The organism is Pseudomonas sp. PAMC 26793 (genome assembly GCF_000313235.1).
GTDB classification, from domain to species: Bacteria; Pseudomonadota; Gammaproteobacteria; order Pseudomonadales; family Pseudomonadaceae; genus Aquipseudomonas; species Aquipseudomonas yamanorum.
On record NZ_AMXG01000054.1, the window covers coordinates 278,861 to 296,893 of the forward strand.

Sequence of the window (18,033 nt, forward strand, 5' to 3'; positions counted from 1 at the left end):
ACGGGTTTCAGCGTGACCCTGCCTATTACAAAAAGCCCGATACATCGCTCATTGACGACGCACTTATCTAAAGGGAAAGGAACATGGACGTAGCAGGTAATGGCTCTACTTTGCCTCAGCGCAAAGGCACTGCAGGTTTCAAATCGATACCCCTCACACCCATCGCACTCGGATTGGCGCTATGGCTGGGCCAGGGTCCCATGGCCCGGGCGGATGACAGCAACCCCTACACGGCTCAGGTGCTGGAGTCGGCCTTCAGGAACGCGGTTGCTTCGTTTGGCCCCAACACCGATGTCTACAAGAACCTGCGGTTTGCCTACGCGGACATCGTTGACCTCGCGGCCAAGGACTTTGCCGCGCAGTCCGACAAGTTCGATTCGGCCCTCAAGCAACACTACGAACTGCAGCCGGAAAACCTGACGATTGGCGCGATGCTCGGCGACACCAAACGGCCGCTGGACTATGCCTCGCGTCTGGACTATTACCGCAGCCGGTTGTTCAGCAACAGCGGCCGTTACACCACCGATATTCTCGATTTTTCCAAGGCCATCATCGCCAATCTGCCCGCCGCCAAGCCCTATGTCTATGTAGAACCGGGCGTCAGCAGCAACCTCAACGGGCAACTGAATGCCGGTCAATCCTGGGCGGGCGCTACACGTGACTGGAGCGCCAACGCGCAAACCTGGAAGACCCCGGAAGCCCAGGTCAACTCCGGCCTGGACCGCACCAATGCGTATTACGCCTATGCCTTGGGCATGACTGGTAAGGGCGTGAATGTCGGCGTGCTGGACTCGGGCATCCTCACCGAGCATTTCGAGTTCCAGGGCAAGAACGCCCAGGGCCAGGATCGGGTGCAGGCGGTGACTTCCACCGGTGAGTACTACGCCACCCATCCGCGCTATCTCCACGACACCCCGGATGGTGAGTTTCAAAAGGGCGAGCACTTCAGTATTTCCGGCGAGTACGACCCGGTCATCAACGACGGCCACGGCACGGAAATGTCCGGTGTATTGGGCGCCAGTCGCAACGGCACGGGCATGCATGGCATTGCCTTTGACGCAAACATCTTTGTGGCCAATACCGGCGGCACCGATGACAACCGTTTCCAGGGTTCCAATGACCTCGACTACAACGCCTTCATGGCCAGCTACAACGCCCTGGCCGCAAAGAATGTGTCGATCGTCAACCAGAGCTGGGGACAAAACTCTCGCAACGACGTGGAGAACCACTTCGGCAATGTCGGCGACAGCGCGGCGGACAACTTGCGCGACATGACCGCCGCCTATCGCCCGTTCTGGGACAAGGCCCACGCCGGGCAGAAAACCTGGATGGACGCGATGGCCGACGCGGCGCGGCAAAACACCTTTATCCAGATCATCTCGGCAGGCAACGACAGCCACGGGGCCAACCCGGATACCAACGCCAACCTGCCGTTTTTCAAGCCCGACATCGAAGCCAAATTCCTTTCGATCACCGGTTACGACGAGACCAGCGCCCAGGTGTACAACCGCTGCGGCACCTCGAAGTGGTGGTGTGTGATGGGCGTTTCGGGGATTCCATCCACTGGGCCCGAAGGTGAAATTATCCCCAATGCCAACGGCACATCCGCCGCCGCGCCGAGCGTTTCCGGTGCCCTGGCCCTGGTGATCCAACGCTTCCCCTACATGACCGCCAGCCAGGCCCGCGATGTGTTACTCACCACCTCCAGCCTGCAAGCGCCGGACGGTCCGGACACGCCGGTGGGAGACCAGACCGGTGGCCGCACCTACGACAACCTGCAACCGGTGCACGATGCTGCGCCGGGTACGCCGCAAGTGCCCGGCGTGGTCAGCGGTTGGGGTTTGCCCAACCTGCAAAAAGCCATGCAGGGGCCGGGGCAGTTCCTCGGCTCGGTGGCGGTGGCATTGCCCACCGGTACTCGGGATATCTGGGCTAACCCGATTTCCGACGAGGCAATCCGCGCCCGTCGCTTGGAAGATGCCACCGAACAGGCGACCTGGACCACCACCAAACAGCAAAAAGGCTGGCTCAACGGCTTGCCCGCTAATGCGTCGGCGGACGATCAGTTTCAATACGAAATCGGCAGCGCGCGGGAGCAGGCGACATTGGCACGCGGCAAGGACCTAGTCACCGGCAACACCTACGTCGGCAGCCTGGCCAAGTCCGGAGACGGTGAACTGGTGCTGGAAGGCCAGAACACCTATTCGGGCAGCACCTGGGTACGCGGCGGCAAGCTGTCGGTGGACGGCGCGTTGACCTCGGCTGTGACGGTGGATGGCAGCGCGGTGGGCACGGTGAACGCAGATAACGGTGTGACCACCACCCAGGGCGGCACGCTGGCCGGCAACGGCACGGTGGGCGCCTTAATCGTCAACAACGGTGGCCGCGTGGCGCCGGGGCATTCGATCGGCACGCTGCACACGGGCGACGTGACCTTCAACTCTGGCTCGGTGTACGCCGTGGAGGTTGGTCCGAACGGGCGAAGCGATCAGATTCAGAGCAGCGGCGTCGCCACCCTCAATGGCGGTGTGGTCACCGTTTCCCTGGAGAACAGCCCCAATCTGCTGTCCGCCACCGAGGCCCGCAGCCTGCTGGGCCAGCAGTACAGCATCCTCAGCGCCAACCAAGGCATCAATGGCCAGTTTGCGGCGATCTCACCCGACTACCTGTTTATCGGCACCCAGTTGAACTATCAGCCGAACCTGCTGAGCCTTGCGGTGGAGCGCAACCAGACGACCTTTGCCAGCGTCGCGCAAACCCGCAACGAACGCGCCGTGGCCACGGCAGTAGAGGCCTTGGGCAGCGGCAGCCCCGTGTATGAAAGCCTGCTGGCGTCAGATTCGGTGGCCCAGGCGCGGGACGCGTTCAAGCAACTCTCGGGGCAACTGCACTCGGATGTGGCGGCGGCGCAAATGGCCGACAGTCGTTACATTCGCGAAGCCGTCAACGGCCGTTTGCAACAAGCTCAGGCACTGGACTCCAGTGCGCAGATCCAGGCCAGCGACAACGGCGGCTGGGTGCAACTGCTGGGCGGTCGCGATAACGTCAGCGGTGACAACAACGCCAGTGGCTACTCCTCGTCCACCAGCGGTGTGCTGCTCGGCCTGGACACCGAGGTCGGCGACGGCTGGCGTTTGGGCGCAGCGACCGGCTACACCCAGAGTCACCTCAATGGCGACGCCTCGGCATCGGCAGACAGCGATAACTATCACCTGTCGGTCTACGGCGGTAAACGCTTCGAGGCCGTCGCTCTGCGCTTGGGCGGCGCCACCAGCTGGCACCGTATCGACAGCTCGCGGCGAGTGGCTTACGCCAACCAGTCGGACTACGACAAGGCCGACTACAGTGCTCGCACCGATCAGGTGTTCGGCGAAATCGGCTACACCCAATGGGCGTTTGTCGAGCCCTTCGCCAACCTGACTTACCTGAACTACCAAAGCAATTCGTTCAAAGAGAAAGGCGGCGCCGCGGCCGTGCATGCCAGTAAGCAAAGCCAGGACGCCACGCTCTTGACGTTGGGTCTGCGTGCGCATACCCAATTGCCGGTCAGCTCGACCTCGGCCGTGACGTTGCGCGGTGAGCTGGGCTGGGAGCATCAGTTGGGCGATACCGACCGTGAGGCCTCGCTGAAATTTGCCGGCAGCGACACTGCGTTTGCCGTCAACAGCGTGCCGGTGGCCCGTGATGGGGCCGTCATCAAGGCCAGTGCGGAGATGGCCTTGACCAAGGACACGCTGGTGTCCTTGAGCTACAGCGGTCTGCTGTCCAACCGGGGCAATAACAACGGGATCAATGCCGGATTTACCTTCCGCTTCTAACGCCGCATCGTTGCCTGTGAGGGGGCGCACTGAGGGATCAGTGCGCCCCTTTATTCATGGGATAAACAGCCCTGCGCAAAATTGACTCACAGGTTTACAATTGCCGCTCCTGATCAGGAGTATCCCTGTGCTGACTCATCTCGATTCCCAAGGTCGCGCCCACATGGTCGACGTCACTGAAAAAGCCGTGACGTTCCGTGAAGCCGTGGCCGAAGCGCGGGTGCGCATGTTGCCCGAGACCCTGAAAATGATTGTCGACGGCGCCCACCCCAAGGGCGACGTGTTTGCCGTGGCCCGCATCGCCGGGATCCAGGCAGCAAAGAAGACCAGTGACCTGATTCCCCTGTGCCACCCGCTGATGCTCACCGGGGTCAAGGTTGAACTCAGCGCCGATGGCCTGGACGCGGTGCACATCATCGCCCGCTGCAAACTCTCCGGCCAGACCGGCGTGGAGATGGAAGCGTTGACCGCGGCCAGCGTCGCCGCCCTGACGATCTACGACATGTGCAAGGCCGTGGACCGTGGCATGACTATCGAAACCATTCGTCTGCTGGAAAAACTCGGTGGCAAGAGCGGGCATTTCAAGGCGGACCAGGCATGAGCATCAACGTACTGTTTTTTGCGCGCTACCGTGAAGCCGTGGACCTGGACTCGCTGGAGGTTGAAGGCGAATTCGCCACGATCGACGCCGTGCGCCAGGCCTTGGCCGGCGACCCCGGCTTTGAAGTGCTCAACGAAACCGGCTTGATGTGCGCCCGTAACGAAGAGCTGTGTTCGCTGGATGAGCCGCTCGTTGATGGCGACGAAGTGGCATTCTTCCCGCCAGTGACCGGAGGCTGACCATGGCGATTCGGGTGCAGGCCGAGGCGTTTGATCCCGGTGCCGAGGTTAATGCGATGCATGCGGCCAATGCGGGCGTGGGGGCGGTGGTGAGTTTTGTCGGCTATGTGCGTGACTTCAATGATGGCCTGGATGTGGCGGGGATGTTCCTCGAACACTACCCGGGCATGACTGAAAAAGCCCTCGGCAAAATCGCCGTGGAGGCCGAGCAACGCTGGCCGCTGCTCAAGCTGGAAGTGCTGCATCGCATCGGCGCCCTGGAGCCGGGTGAACCGATCGTGTTCGTGGCGGCGGCCAGCGCCCATCGTCAGGCGGCGTTCGATGCCTGCGCGTTCGTGATGGACTACCTGAAGACGCGGGCGCCGTTCTGGAAGAAGGAAAACACCAGCGAAGGGCCGCGCTGGGTGGAAGGGCGCGACAGCGATCACGCTGCTGCCGACCGCTGGAAATAACGGCGCGTGTGGTGAGGGAGCTTGCGGTGGCGAGGGAGCTTGCTCCCGCTGGGCTGCGTAGCGGCCCCAAAAAAGCGGGAGCGCTACGCACTCCAGTGGGAGCAAGCTCCCTCGCCACTGGGGTCAGGTCGAGGCTTGCAGCCGGTGGGGCGACAGCATCGCTTCGGTCAATCCGAACGCCGCCAATGCATCCGGCAACGGCTTCCCGCGCACCAGCGCCGCACTGGCCTGGCCCATGGCCGGTGAGGTCTGAATCCCATAGCCGCCCTGGGCCGCAATCCAGAACAATCCCTCCACCTGTGGATCGAACCCGCAGACCAGATCACCATCGCTGACGAAACTGCGCAACCCGGCCCAGGTCCGCGCAGGCCGGCGGATGGTCAGGGTGGTGGCTTCTTCGATGTGATAGATGCCCGTGGCAATGTCCAGCTCTTCCGGCTGCACATCGTGGGGCTCTACCGGGTCGGCATTGGCCGGTGAGCCGAGGAACATGCCGGCGTCGGGTTTCATATAGAACGAGCCGTCGAGGGCGGCCAGTTCTGGCCATGCGTGGGTGTTCAATTCGGCAGGCGGGGCGAAGACGAACGCGCTGCGGCGCTTGGGTTGCAGGCCGATTTTCTGTGCACCGGCCAACTCACCGATGTGATCGGCCCAGGCGCCTGCGGCGTTGATGATCACTGGCGCGCTGAAGTGCTGTTGCGCGGTGCGCACCTGCCACAGTCCTTGAGCGTCACGGATCAGTTTCTGCACATCGTTGTCGGTATGGATTTCACCGCCATTGCGCCGAATGCCACGCAAGTAGCCCTGATAGAGCGCATCGGTATCGATGTCGCAGACGGTCGGGTCGTAGATCCCGCCATGGACTTTTTCCCGGCGCAGGATCGGCATCATGGCCATCGACTCCTCGACGTCGAGCAGTCGCGTTTCCGGCACCAGGGCTTTGGCGCTCAGGTAGTGGCGCTGCAACTCATCGGGATCGCCGATCAAGTCCACCAGCAATTCACCGCGAGGGGTGAGCAGCGGGTGCTCGGTAAAACCCGCTGGCGGGTTATCGAAGAAGGTGCGGCTGCCGAGGGTCAGTGCGCGAACCTGGGGCGTGCCGTAGGCGGCGATGTACAGGGCGGCGGAGCGGCCGGTGGAGTGGTAGCCCGGCATCGACTCGCGTTCCAGCACGATGACGCGGGCATGGTGTGACAGCCAGTAGCCGGCGGATGCGCCAGCGATGCCACCGCCGATGATGAGGTAGTCGGCCTGGTTCATGTATTCCTCCTGGAATTTGAAAGCGCAGAAACCAAATGTGGGAGCGGGCTTATGTGGGAGCCGGGCTTGCCCGCGATGCAGGCACCTCGGTATGTGAGTTACACCGAGGTGATGCTATCGCAGGCAAGCCAGCTCCCACACAGGCCAGCTCCCACATTTTTTACCGCATTCCGGCTTAAGGGCGTTTGCGCTCTACAGGGCGCAACAAATGCGTCGGCGGCGTTTCGCAGCTGATCTTGCGGCCCAGCAAGGTTTCGATCGACGGCAACTGGTACGAATCGTCTTCACCGGCAAAGCTGATGGACACGCCCGCAGCACCGGCACGGCCGGTACGGCCAATCCGGTGCACGTAGTCGTCCGGCACTTCCGGCAGGGTGAAGTTGATCACGTGGCTGATGCCATCGATGTGAATCCCGCGCCCGGCCACGTCGGTGGCCACCAGCACGCGAATCTTGCCTTCGCGGAAACCTTCCAGGGTCTTGATGCGCTTGTGCTGCGGCACGTCGCCGGACAGTTGCGCGGCATTCACCCCATCACGCACCAGGCGTTCTTCGATGCGTCGCACTTCGTCCTTGCGGTTGGCAAACACCATGACCCGCTCCCAACCGTTGTCGTTGACCAGGTTGTAGAGCAGCTTGTATTTGTCGGCACCGGCCACGGCATAGATGTGCTGTTCGACGTTCTCGCTGGCAACGTTGAGTGCCTCGATCTCGACGATGGACGGGTCGGTGGTCCACTGCTTGGCGAGGTTCATCACGTCTTCGGTGAAGGTCGCGGAGAACAGCAGGGTCTGGCGTTCGTTTTTCGGCGGGGTCTGGCGAATGATCTGACGCACTTGTGGGATGAAACCCATGTCGAGCATGCGGTCGGCTTCGTCCAGCACCATCACTTCGACCATGTCCAGGTGCACGTCGCCCCGCTGGTTGAAGTCCAGCAAGCGGCCCGGTGTGGCCACCAGGATGTCGCAGTGGCGCGCTTCCAGGTGCTTGAGCTGCTTGTCGAAGTCCATGCCACCGACAAACGTCATGACGTTCAGGCCGGTGTATTTGGTCAGGTCGGCGGCGTCCTTGGCGATCTGTACCACCAGCTCCCGGGTCGGGGCGATGATCAGGGCCCGTGGCTCACCCATATAGCGCTCTTTCGGCGGCGGGGTTTGCAGCAACTGGGTGATGATCGAGATCAGGAAGGCGGCGGTCTTGCCGGTGCCGGTCTGGGCGCGACCGATGGCGTCTTTGCCGGCGAGGGTGAAGCCCAGCACTTGCGCCTGGATCGGCGTGCAGTACGGGAAAGCCAGGTCCTGGATGGCGTGCATCAGTTCCGGGGCGAGCTTGAAATCATGAAAGCGGGTTTTGCCTTCCTGGGGTTCGACGGCGAAGTCTTCCAGTTTCCAGGGAATCACCACAGGTTTGGGCGCGCGTTCACGGCGCGGCTTTTCCTGGCGTGGCTCCTGGCGTGGTTGGTCGGCGAGTGGTTCTTCAGCGACGTTAACCGTGGCGGGTGTGGTCACCGGCTCTTTTTTTGGCGAGGCTACAGGTGCGGTCCGGCCAGGCTGCTGGCCGTCATTGCGGCTGCCTTGAACGTGGGCGGGGGCACTGGAACCTGGCGCGAGCTGCTCAGCCTCGCTTTTACCGAACATCTTCTTGAGTGCTTTGAGCACGGTCATCTCATCAATTGGTTAAGGAATGTACGCCGGCCAGTGTAATGCAAGAATCGGGCGCGGCGTAGTGCGTTGGTCATGCGGCTACACAATGGGTGGTTTTCAGCCCAGACGGGCGGCTAACCAATCACCGATATCCTGTATCTCCTGAGGTAACACTTCGTGGCCCATTGGGTATTCCTGCCATGTGGCGGTGACACCGCGCGACTTCAAATGCTCATAGGCGCTGCGACCCATGGCGTTCTGCACCACGTCATCGTATTGGCCGTGCAGGCACAGCACCGGAATCCGTTGCTGGCTGGCCGACAATTCCAGTTCATCACCAAAGGTGGGAGCGTAGGTGGAGAGGGCAATTACGCCACCCAATGCACCCTGCCATTTCAGGAAAGCGGTGTGGAACACCACGGCGCCACCCTGGGAAAAACCGGCAAGGAAAATCCGTGAGGCGTCTATCCCGCTGCTTTTTTGTTCCTTGATCAGGTCAGTGACCATTTTTGCCGAGGCTTCCAGTTCCTCAATGCTGATCGAGCGCGCCGGGCTCATGGCCTTGATGTCGTACCAACTCGGCATCTCATAGCCGCCGTTAATGGTCACCGGGCGCGTCGGCGCCTGGGGCAGGACAAAGCGCGTCGACAGGAGTTTTTCCTGCAGGGCTTCAGCCACCGGCAGGAAGTCGTAGCGATCGGCACCCAGACCATGCAACCAGATTACGCAGGCGTCTGCGGGCTTGGCGGGCTGAAGAATCAAGGGTTCGGTCATGTCTGCTCCATATATGTGCGTGCGCTCCGATTGAGTGCGTCGGAACGGTGCGCGACGGGTTGATCTGTTAAGAGAATGTCGCAAGGTTGAATCTTTTGCTCTTGACCATGGGCTGAAACGACTCAGCCACCAGTCTGGTACGGGGCTTGCTATGTGAAACCCGATGTCAAGGCTCACCCCAGGCGGTAACACTATCAGTGACTGACGCCCGGGGGATAGCAACTGGACTTAAAGCAAAAACCTCATGCTGTTTGACCCCAAAAAAAGCCAACACGGGTCGATGTCGCCTCATAAGGGTGCGGTGGGGTTCTAGCTCCGACACAACAAGAGCAAAACTGGAGGTTTGAATGAAGGTATTGAAATCCACCCTGGCTATCGTGACCGCGGCTGCCGTATTGGGTGTCAGTGGTTTCGCCCAGGCTGGCGCCACGCTGGATGCCGTGCAGAAGAAAGGCTTTGTGCAGTGTGGCGTGAGCGACGGTCTGCCAGGCTTCTCGGTGCCGGACGCCAGTGGCAAGATCCTCGGGATCGACGCTGACGTATGCCGTGCCGTTGCCGCTGCCGTATTCGGCGACGCAACCAAGGTCAAATTCAGCCAGTTGAATGCCAAGGAGCGTTTCACCGCGCTTCAGTCTGGCGAAGTCGACATCCTGTCGCGTAACACCACCATGACCAGCTCCCGCGATGCCGGCATGGGCCTGAAATTCCCGGGCTTCATCACCTACTACGACGGTGTTGGCTTCCTGGTGAACAACAAGCTGGGCGTTAAAAGTGCCAAGGAACTGGACGGTGCAACCATCTGCATCCAGGCCGGTACCACCACTGAGCTGAACGTTTCCGACTACTTCCGCGCCAACAACCTGAAGTACACCCCGATCACGTTCGACACCTCCGATGAAAGCGCCAAGTCGCTGGAATCCGGTCGTTGCGACGTACTGACCTCCGACAAGTCCCAGCTCTACGCACAGCGTAGCAAGCTGGCTTCGCCGAAGGACTACGTGGTCCTGCCGGAAACCATTTCCAAAGAACCACTGGGCCCTGTCGTGCGTAACGGCGACGACGAGTGGCTGGCCATCGTGCGCTGGGTTGGCTACGCCATGCTCAACGCTGAAGAAGCCGGTATCACCTCCAAAAACGTCGAAGCTGAAGCCAAGTCCACCAAGAACCCGGACGTTGCCCGTCTGCTGGGTGCTGACGGCGAATACGGCAAAGACCTGAAAGTGAAGAAAGACTGGGTCGTACAGATCGTCAAGCAGGTTGGTAACTACGGCGAAGTGTTCGAGAAAAACCTCGGCAAGAGCACTCCCCTGGAAATCGATCGTGGCTTGAACGCACTGTGGACCAACGGTGGCATTCAATACGCACCACCTGTGCGCTGATCGCTGATGGTTCTATCACCCGGTGGGCCAACCGCCGGGTGATGTTCTGTTCCATTATTCCTGGGGCACTTAATGCAAAATCAAATCGGCGCACCAAAACAGAAGCTCAGCTTCAGTGATCCAAAAGTGCGTGCGTGGCTATTCCAGATCATCACGATTGTGGCGGTGGTCTCGTTGGGCTGGTACCTGTTCAACAACACGCAAACCAACCTTCAACACCGGGGCATTACCTCGGGTTTCGACTTTCTTGAGCGCAGTGCCGGCTTCGGCATCGCTCAGCACCTGATCGACTACACCGAATCGGACAGCTATGCCCGGGTCTTTGTGATCGGTTTGCTCAACACCTTGCTGGTGACCGTGATCGGCGTGGTCCTGGCGACCATCCTCGGGTTCATCATCGGTGTGGCGCGCTTGTCGCCCAACTGGATGATCAACAAGCTGGCGACCGTGTATGTGGAAGTGTTCCGCAACATTCCGCCGCTGCTGCAAATCCTGTTCTGGTATTTCGCGGTATTCCTGACGATGCCGGGGCCGCGTAACAGCCACAACTTCGGCGACACCTTCTTCGTCAGCAGCCGTGGCCTGAACATGCCCGCCGCCTTGATGACGGACGGTTTCTGGGCGTTTGTGATCAGCGTCGTGGTAGCAATCATCGCCGTTGTGTTGATGGCCCGTTGGGCCAACAAACGCTTTGAAGCCACCGGGGTTCCGTTCCACAAGTTCTGGGCCGGCCTGGCCCTGTTGGTGGTGATCCCTACGCTGTGCGCACTGGTTTTCGGCGCGCCGCTGCACTGGGAAATGCCCAAGCTGCAAGGCTTCAACTTCGTCGGTGGCTGGGTGTTGATTCCCGAGTTGCTGGCGTTGACCCTTGCCTTGACCGTCTACACCGCGGCGTTTATCGCCGAGATCGTGCGTTCAGGCATCAAGTCCGTCAGCCACGGCCAGACTGAAGCGGCGCGTTCCCTCGGGCTGCGCAACGGTCCGACCCTGCGCAAGGTGATCATCCCGCAAGCCCTGCGCGTGATCATCCCGCCGCTGACCAGCCAATACCTGAACCTGGCGAAAAACTCGTCACTGGCCGCCGGTATCGGTTACCCGGAAATGGTTTCGCTGTTTGCCGGCACGGTGCTCAACCAGACCGGCCAGGCCATCGAGGTCATTGCCATCACCATGAGCGTGTACCTGGCGATCAGCATCAGCATTTCCCTGCTGATGAACTGGTACAACAAGCGCATTGCGCTGATCGAGCGGTGAGGAAACCAGCATGACTTCTCATACTTTCAAACCGGACATGCCACCTCCCAACAAGGTCTTCGGGCCGATGGCGTGGATGCGTGCCAACCTGTTTTCCAGCTGGCTCAACACCCTGCTGACGTTGCTGGCGTTCTACCTGATCTACCTGGTCGTGCCACCGATCCTGCACTGGGCGATCCTGGATGCAAACTGGGTGGGCACCACCCGCGCCGACTGCACCAAGGAAGGCGCCTGCTGGGTGTTTATCCAACAGCGTTTCGGGCAGTTCATGTACGGCTATTACCCCGGCGACCTGCGCTGGCGCGTGGACCTGACCGTCTGGCTGGCCATTGTCGGCGTGGCGCCGTTGTTCATCTCGCGCTTTAAGCGCAAGGCGGTCTATGGCCTGAGTTTCCTGGTGGTGTACCCGATCGTTGCCTACTTCCTGCTCCACGGCGGGATCTTCGGCATGACCAACGTGGCCACCAGCCAATGGGGCGGCTTGATGCTGACCCTGGTAATCGCCACCGTCGGCATTGCCGGGGCCTTGCCCCTGGGCATCGTGCTGGCGCTGGGGAGGCGGTCGAACATGCCGGCGATTCGTGTGGTCTGCGTGACCTTCATCGAATTCTGGCGCGGCGTGCCGTTGATCACGGTGTTGTTCATGTCGTCGGTGATGTTGCCGCTGTTCCTGCCGGAAGGCATGGGCATCGACAAACTGCTGCGGGCGTTGATCGGCGTGATCCTGTTCCAGTCGGCCTACGTGGCCGAAGTGGTGCGCGGTGGCTTGCAGGCGATTCCCAAGGGCCAATACGAGGCTGCGGCCGCTATGGGCCTGGGTTACTGGCGCAGCATGGGCCTGGTGATTTTGCCCCAGGCGCTGAAGATGGTGATTCCGGGCATCGTCAACACGTTTATCGCGTTGTTCAAGGACACCAGCCTTGTGATCATCATCGGCCTGTTCGACCTGCTCAACAGCGTCAAGCAAGCCGCCGCCGACCCGAAATGGTTGGGCATGGCCACTGAAGGCTACGTGTTCGCCGCCCTGGTGTTCTGGATTTTCTGTTTTGGTATGTCCCGCTATTCCATTCATTTGGAACACAAGCTGGACACAGGCCACAAGCGTTAGGAGTGTTGTGATGAGTGAAGCGATCAAACAGCCTGTGAGCCCTGAAGGCATTATTCAGATGCAGGGCGTCAACAAATGGTACGGCCAGTTCCACGTGTTGAAAGACATCAACCTGAACGTCAAGCAGGGCGAGCGTATCGTGCTGTGCGGCCCGTCGGGTTCCGGCAAGTCCACCACCATCCGCTGCCTCAACCGTCTGGAAGAGCACCAGCAGGGCCGCATCGTGGTCGATGGCGTGGAACTGACCAACGACCTCAAGCAGATCGAAGCGATCCGCCGGGAAGTCGGCATGGTGTTCCAGCACTTCAACCTGTTCCCGCACCTGACCATCCTGCAGAACTGCACGCTGGCACCGATGTGGGTGCGCAAGATGCCCAAGCGCAAGGCCGAAGAAATTGCCATGCACTACCTTGAGCGCGTGCGTATTCCGGAACAGGCCCACAAGTTCCCGGGGCAGCTGTCCGGCGGCCAGCAACAGCGCGTGGCGATTGCCCGTGCGCTGTGCATGAAGCCAAAAATCATGCTGTTCGATGAGCCGACGTCGGCGCTCGATCCGGAGATGGTGAAAGAGGTGCTGGACACCATGATCGGTCTGGCGGAAGACGGCATGACCATGCTCTGCGTCACCCACGAAATGGGCTTTGCGCGCACCGTAGCCAACCGCGTGATCTTCATGGACAAGGGCGAGATCGTTGAACAGGCGGCGCCGAATGACTTCTTCGACAACCCGCAGAATGATCGGACCAAGTTGTTCCTGAGCCAGATTCTGCATTGATGGGTGTTTGAATAAATAAACCCGGCCTGGTGCCGGGTTTATTTTTGCCATCAATCAAGTTGTCGTCAGGATCTCGTGCTCTTTATGTACCGTATGCACGGAATTGCGAAGATCTGCGCCTTCACTCAGGATTTTTGCTTCGACCAGCAAGTGCGGGTGACGCTCAAGCAAACGCATCAGGACTACCAGGGATTTGGGGGGCAATACCTCACCGCGCTCGTAACGAGATAAGGCGTTGTGGCCGCCACCCGATAGTAGTTGTACCGTTTCTTTTTGTGAAAGGTGCAGTTTGCGGCGTATGCGCTTCATCTCGGTGCCGACCATTTGCCTGAAACTGTGAACGATTTCATCGCAGTGATCTGAATAGCGCTCCGCGTCTTCGGGGTCCAGGATCACCTCTCCACATGCCTGGCACTCCCATCCAGACAGATCGTCTATACGGCGATGCAAACCTTTGACTTCCGATGTTTCGCTACGTCCTGAGAAGTGATGCATTCCGTCATGTCTGCCGCAGCTGAAGCATTGCTCTGTTTTCATGGGTTTTTCTCCTTGAAGGAGATCACCAGAGGTTTACCGTCCGTGCGGTAGGTCACCTTGATGTAGATCTCCAGATCATGTGAGTGAAGGTGATACACATCTTGCCAAACGCGATGGTCGTCATGAGTGGTCATCGACTTGTACAACATCGTGTTTTTCAACTCGAAAATGACCGCCTGCATTTGCTCGATGCTTAAATCAAGATCCTCGCCGCAACGGCGTGCGCTTTGAGTAAATGCTTGCTTTCCAAGCCGCCTGACATCCGCCTTTATCACCGCCAAATCGTAATAAGGTGTGTACTTTTCCATAAGACACCTGAGCCCAATAATTACCCTCTGAGGGTAATTTTACCAATCGAAAATTCTGCTCCTTTGCCTGCTCAAGAACCCTAGTGCGTTGCCTTTGTAGGCAACTCCGAATAGGCTGTGGGAAAATTCATCCTATGATTGGATGAAAGGACGAAACCCATGACAGATATCGCCCCTCTGATAAAACGCTCCCTTGTCGACCAGGCCCTGGACCAGTTGCGCCAGCGCATTACCCAAGGCGTATGGGCCATCGGCGAGCGCCTGCCCACCGAGCCCGAGTTGTCTGCCGAGCTGGGGATCAGCCGCAACACCGTGCGCGAAGCCATGCGCGTATTGGCGTTCTCCGGATTGATCGAGATCCGCCAGGGCGACGGCAGCTACCTGCGCTCCATGACCGACCCTCTGGGCGCCATGAAAGCCTTGTCCCACTGCACCCTGGCCCAGGCCCAGGAGACGCGGCAGATTCTCGAAGTCGAGGCAGTCGGCTTGGCCGCGTTGCGCCGCACCGATGAAGACCTGGTCGCTTTGCGCGCGGCGCTGAAAGCCAGCGGCGACCATTACCACGGTGATCTTGAGCACTACATCAGCTGCGACCTGGTGTTCCACAAACGCCTGGTGGACGCCGCCCACAACCCGGCCTTGAGCGAGCTGTACCACTACTTCTCCAGCATCGTCGGCGCGCAACTGCGCCAGACCCTGAACATCCAGCCGCGCCGGCAAGCGGTGTTCGACCTGCACGGCGCCTTGCTCGATGCCGTGGAACAACAGGACCCGGAGCGCGCCAAGGCCCTGTCCCGGCAGTTGATCAATGAACCTTGAACCCGAGACCACCATGCCCCGTTCAGACCATGCCCTTGAAGAACTGCTGATCGACGCCGAAGCCGATGACGATAAGGTCCAGCACAGCCCGCCGGTGGTGAGTCGCCTGTGGCTGTTGCTGCTGGGCCTGATCCTGGTGGCGCTGAACCTGCGCCCGGCGTTGTCGAGCATGGCGCCGCTGCTGGCTGAGGTCTCCCGTAGCCTGGGTCTCTCGGCGGCCAAGGCCGGGCTGCTGACGACGCTCCCCGTGTTGTGCCTGGGCCTGTTCGCACCGTTGGCTCCGATCCTGGCCCGGCGTTTTGGCGCAGAGCGGGTGGTGCTGGGCATTCTGCTGACCCTGGCCGGCGGTATCATCCTGCGCAGCTCATTGGGTGAGGCCGGGCTGTTCGCCGGCAGCCTGCTGGCCGGCGCGAGCATCGGCATCATCGGTGTGTTGCTGCCCGGGATCGTCAAGCGCGATTTCGCCAAGCAGGCCGGCACCATGACCGGCGTGTACACCATGGCACTGTGCCTGGGCGCGGCGTTGGCGGCGGGTTCTACCGTGCCGTTGAGTCATTACTTCGGCGACAGCTGGAACATCGGCCTGGGGTTCTGGATTCTTCCGGCGTTGGTCGCGGCGTTGTTCTGGTTGCCACAAGTTGGCCAGAAACACGGTGCGCACCAGGTGGCCTATCGCGTGAAGGGCTTGTTGCGTGACCCGCTGGCCTGGCAGGTAACCCTGTACATGGGCCTGCAATCGTCCCTGGCCTACATTGTGTTTGGCTGGTTGCCGTCGATCCTGATCGGCCGTGGCCTGACCGCCACCCAGGCGGGCCTGGTGCTTTCCGGTTCGGTGATTGTGCAGTTGGCCAGTTCCCTGGCCGCGCCCTGGTTGGCCACCCGCGGCAAGGACCAGCGCCTGGCCATCGTGGTGGTGATGGTGCTGACCCTGGGCGGTCTGTTCGGTTGCCTGTATGCACCGTTGGACGGCTTGTGGGGCTGGGCGATTCTGCTGGGCCTGGGCCAGGGCGGCACCTTCAGCCTGGCGCTGACCTTGATCGTGCTGCGTTCACGGGACGCCCATGTAGCCGCCAACCTGTCGAGCATGGCCCAGGGGATCGGCTACACCCTGGCGTCCATGGGGCCGTTCGCGGTCGGGCTGGTGCATGACTGGACCGGTGGCTGGAACGCCACCGGCTGGATTTTCGCGGTGATCGGCCTGGGCGCGATCATCGCGGGGTTGGGCGCCGGGCGTGCGCGGTATGTCGCCGTGACCAGCGAGAAGGTCTAGAGGTACAGCACCTCCAGGGTGCTGGAACCGTCGATATGCACGTCGCTGCTGAGGTCGAGATTGTTCTTGGCAGCGATCACCGTATCGACCCTGACCAGGCTGCTCAGCGTCTGGAAGGCGGTCGGTCCGCTGGTGCTGCCGACGGTGTCGGTAAAGCCGAGAAAGCTGCGCGAACCGATGTCGATCGGGTTGCTGTTGGCGGTGCGCCAGGCGATGCCACCGCTGGTGGACTCGGTGCCGTAAACCTCCGGCAGGCTGTCGATCACCGTCTGCCTGGGGTCGAAGGTCAGAGAGTACAGCCCTATCTTGTTGCCACTCGGGTCCAGCCCCAGCCCGTAATAGATTTCGCTGTTGACGTTGGCGGTGCCGTCGCGGTTGTCGCTCATGCGCAGGGCATAACGGGTCGCGGCCTCGCAGTTGATGGTCACGCTCAGGTAGCGCACCGGCAGGCGTTTGCCGCGATCAGTGTTCAGGTCCTGCTGGGAAATCTTGCCGTAGTCGATCAGCCCGTTGCTCGACAGTGCCGGTGTGCAGGCGCTGGGGGTGAGCAGGCCGGTGATGCCGAGTTCGACACTGGAGGCCGCGTTGGCGCCGGCGCTGAGGGTCAGCAGGGCAAGTGTTGCGAGAGAAAGCGGGCGTAGGTGCATGACCAGACTCCTTGATCAGAGGTAGATGATTTCAATCGTGCCCGAACCGTCGAGCAGTACTTCCGTACGCAGGTCCAGGCTGTTCATGGGCGACAGAACGGCGCGCACGCTGACCTGCCCGCTCAGGTTCTGGATCGCCGAGGGGCCGGCATTGCTGCCGGGTGTCGCGGTAAAACCAAGCAAACTGCTGCTGCCGATGGGAATGGGGTAGGCGTTGGAGCTGCTCCAGGCCACGCCACCTGTGGTGGAGTCGGTGCGGTACACCTGGGGCAGGGCATCGGCGCGCAGGTCGAAGGGGTCGAAGTAGAGAAAGTAGCGGCCGATTTTATTGCGGCTGTCGTCCACCCCCAGGCCGTAGGCGGTTTCATCCGTTCCGCCGGTGGCCGAGCCGTTGCGGTTGTCATGCATGCGCAAGGCAAAGTGGGTCGGGCCGTCGCAGCCGATGCTCAGCAGCAGGCTGCGGGAGGCCAGGCCGGTTTCCTTGTCGGCGTACAGGCTCTTGGCCCACATACGGCCAAAATCGATGATGCCGCCGTTGGACAGCGTGGCTTCACAGGCAGCAGGGGCGAAGCCGGCTTGCACCGACAGCTCCCGGGCGCGGCCGGTGGCGACGGCGTCGATCAACCCGGTGGCTTCCCAGGTCACCGCGTCACGCACTTGCGTGGCGTCGGCCTGTGCCCAGGCATCGACCTGCAACTGCGCCGAGAAGCTGCTGCCGGTGGTCGGCACGCCGTCGCGCAACGGCACGATGGCCTGGTCGGGCTGCCAGTCGAGCGACCTGCCCCTGGCGCTGGGCGCCTGGCCTTGCCCGCTGGTCAACCCCAGTTCAACAGCCTGGCCGTCGAGTACCGCATCGCTGATGTGCACGCGGTAGCTGCCACGCTCGGTAAAGCGGTAACGCTCGGCGGTCGCGGCCAGGGCCCGGTAGAACACGTGCATATCGGTGGGCGTCGGGCAGTTCAGGTTGAGGCTCAGGCGGCGTTCCCCCAGCAGGATTTCTGCGCCGGGGTTGCGCTGCACGGCGCGGTTCATCACGCCGAAATCCAGGCGTGACTGGCTCAGGGTCAGTTGGCATTCGTCGGCGTGCGCCCGGGCCTGGACGATGGCACCCAGGGCCACTCCCAGCAGTAACAATCGCTTCATCACAGTC

General features: G+C 61.1%; 17 protein-coding genes. 10 read left to right on the plus strand and 7 right to left on the minus strand.

Annotation, left to right across the window (positions count from 1 at the left end; genetic code table 11):
• Positions 1 to 83 precede the first annotated feature (83 nt).
• From D109_RS0129125 to moaE, 4 genes are all read left to right on the plus strand, one after another.
• Positions 84 to 3,818 carry an autotransporter domain-containing protein gene (locus D109_RS0129125; protein ID WP_026078292.1) on the plus strand — a complete coding sequence of 1,245 codons (3,735 nt, stop codon included), beginning with the start codon at positions 84 to 86 and terminating at the stop codon, positions 3,816 to 3,818.
• Between the two features lie 127 nt (positions 3,819 to 3,945).
• Positions 3,946 to 4,419, plus strand: a complete 474-nt coding sequence (gene moaC / locus D109_RS0129130; RefSeq protein WP_017480021.1) for a cyclic pyranopterin monophosphate synthase MoaC — start codon at positions 3,946 to 3,948, stop codon at positions 4,417 to 4,419.
• On the plus strand, positions 4,416 to 4,658 hold the full coding sequence (moaD, locus tag D109_RS0129135) for a molybdopterin converting factor subunit 1 (RefSeq protein ID WP_017480022.1): 243 nt from the start codon (positions 4,416 to 4,418) through the stop codon (positions 4,656 to 4,658). The genes moaC and moaD overlap by 4 nt, the downstream gene beginning before the upstream one ends.
• Before the next feature lie 2 nt (positions 4,659 to 4,660).
• Positions 4,661 to 5,110: a molybdopterin synthase catalytic subunit MoaE gene (gene moaE, locus D109_RS0129140; protein WP_017480023.1), complete on the plus strand. Its 450-nt coding sequence runs from the start codon at positions 4,661 to 4,663 to the stop codon at positions 5,108 to 5,110.
• 123 nt (positions 5,111 to 5,233) lie between these two features.
• Here moaE and D109_RS0129145 read toward each other — a convergent pair whose 3' ends face one another.
• From D109_RS0129145 to D109_RS0129155, 3 genes are all read right to left on the minus strand, one after another.
• Positions 5,234 to 6,370: an FAD-binding oxidoreductase gene (locus tag D109_RS0129145; protein WP_017480024.1), complete on the minus strand. Its 1,137-nt coding sequence runs from the start codon at positions 6,368 to 6,370 to the stop codon at positions 5,234 to 5,236.
• A gap of 175 nt (positions 6,371 to 6,545) precedes the next feature.
• Positions 6,546 to 8,033, minus strand: a complete 1,488-nt coding sequence (gene rhlB / locus D109_RS0129150; RefSeq protein WP_017480025.1) for an ATP-dependent RNA helicase RhlB — start codon at positions 8,031 to 8,033, stop codon at positions 6,546 to 6,548.
• 96 nt (positions 8,034 to 8,129) lie between these two features.
• Complete coding sequence (locus tag D109_RS0129155; protein ID WP_017480026.1) at positions 8,130 to 8,786, minus strand: alpha/beta hydrolase; 657 nt, start codon at positions 8,784 to 8,786, stop codon at positions 8,130 to 8,132.
• Between the two features lie 347 nt (positions 8,787 to 9,133).
• Between D109_RS0129155 and D109_RS0129160 the strand changes: the two genes are divergently transcribed.
• From D109_RS0129160 to D109_RS0129175, 4 genes are all read left to right on the plus strand, one after another.
• Positions 9,134 to 10,165 carry an amino acid ABC transporter substrate-binding protein gene (locus D109_RS0129160; protein WP_010170392.1) on the plus strand — a complete coding sequence of 344 codons (1,032 nt, stop codon included), beginning with the start codon at positions 9,134 to 9,136 and terminating at the stop codon, positions 10,163 to 10,165.
• A 72-nt stretch (positions 10,166 to 10,237) separates the two neighbouring features.
• Positions 10,238 to 11,419: an amino acid ABC transporter permease gene (locus D109_RS0129165; protein ID WP_017480027.1), complete on the plus strand. Its 1,182-nt coding sequence runs from the start codon at positions 10,238 to 10,240 to the stop codon at positions 11,417 to 11,419.
• 10 nt (positions 11,420 to 11,429) lie between these two features.
• Entirely contained in the window at positions 11,430 to 12,527 is a 1,098-nt protein-coding gene (locus D109_RS0129170) for an amino acid ABC transporter permease (protein ID WP_017480028.1), read from the plus strand.
• 10 nt (positions 12,528 to 12,537) lie between these two features.
• The gene (locus tag D109_RS0129175; RefSeq protein ID WP_003171943.1) at positions 12,538 to 13,302 is read left to right on the plus strand and encodes an amino acid ABC transporter ATP-binding protein; all 765 of its coding nucleotides are present in this window, start codon (positions 12,538 to 12,540) and stop codon (positions 13,300 to 13,302) included.
• A gap of 54 nt (positions 13,303 to 13,356) precedes the next feature.
• Here the strand turns inward: D109_RS0129175 and D109_RS0129180 are convergent, their stop codons facing one another.
• Together D109_RS0129180 and D109_RS0129185 are read right to left on the minus strand one after the other, a co-directional pair.
• Positions 13,357 to 13,839, minus strand: a complete 483-nt coding sequence (locus tag D109_RS0129180; protein ID WP_026078294.1) for a type II toxin-antitoxin system MqsA family antitoxin — start codon at positions 13,837 to 13,839, stop codon at positions 13,357 to 13,359.
• Positions 13,836 to 14,147 (minus strand): type II toxin-antitoxin system MqsR family toxin, encoded by a 312-nt coding sequence (locus D109_RS0129185; RefSeq protein ID WP_017480030.1) that lies wholly within the window; start codon positions 14,145 to 14,147, stop codon positions 13,836 to 13,838. The genes D109_RS0129180 and D109_RS0129185 overlap by 4 nt, the downstream gene beginning before the upstream one ends.
• Before the next feature lie 159 nt (positions 14,148 to 14,306).
• Here D109_RS0129185 and D109_RS0129190 point away from each other — a divergent pair, with 159 nt between their 5' ends.
• Positions 14,307 to 14,966, plus strand: a complete 660-nt coding sequence (locus tag D109_RS0129190) for a FadR/GntR family transcriptional regulator (RefSeq protein WP_017480031.1) — start codon at positions 14,307 to 14,309, stop codon at positions 14,964 to 14,966.
• Positions 14,956 to 16,236, plus strand: a complete 1,281-nt coding sequence (locus tag D109_RS0129195) for a CynX/NimT family MFS transporter (protein ID WP_017480032.1) — start codon at positions 14,956 to 14,958, stop codon at positions 16,234 to 16,236. The genes D109_RS0129190 and D109_RS0129195 overlap by 11 nt, the downstream gene beginning before the upstream one ends.
• Here D109_RS0129195 and D109_RS0129200 read toward each other — a convergent pair.
• Positions 16,233 to 16,883 carry a DUF1120 domain-containing protein gene (locus D109_RS0129200; RefSeq protein ID WP_017480033.1) on the minus strand — a complete coding sequence of 217 codons (651 nt, stop codon included), beginning with the start codon at positions 16,881 to 16,883 and terminating at the stop codon, positions 16,233 to 16,235. The two genes, D109_RS0129195 and D109_RS0129200, sit on opposite strands and share 4 nt — an antisense overlap.
• A 15-nt stretch (positions 16,884 to 16,898) precedes the next feature.
• Positions 16,899 to 18,026, minus strand: coding sequence for a DUF1120 domain-containing protein (locus D109_RS0129205; RefSeq protein ID WP_017480034.1), 1,128 nt, complete (start codon positions 18,024 to 18,026; stop codon positions 16,899 to 16,901).
• Positions 18,027 to 18,033 lie beyond the last annotated feature (7 nt).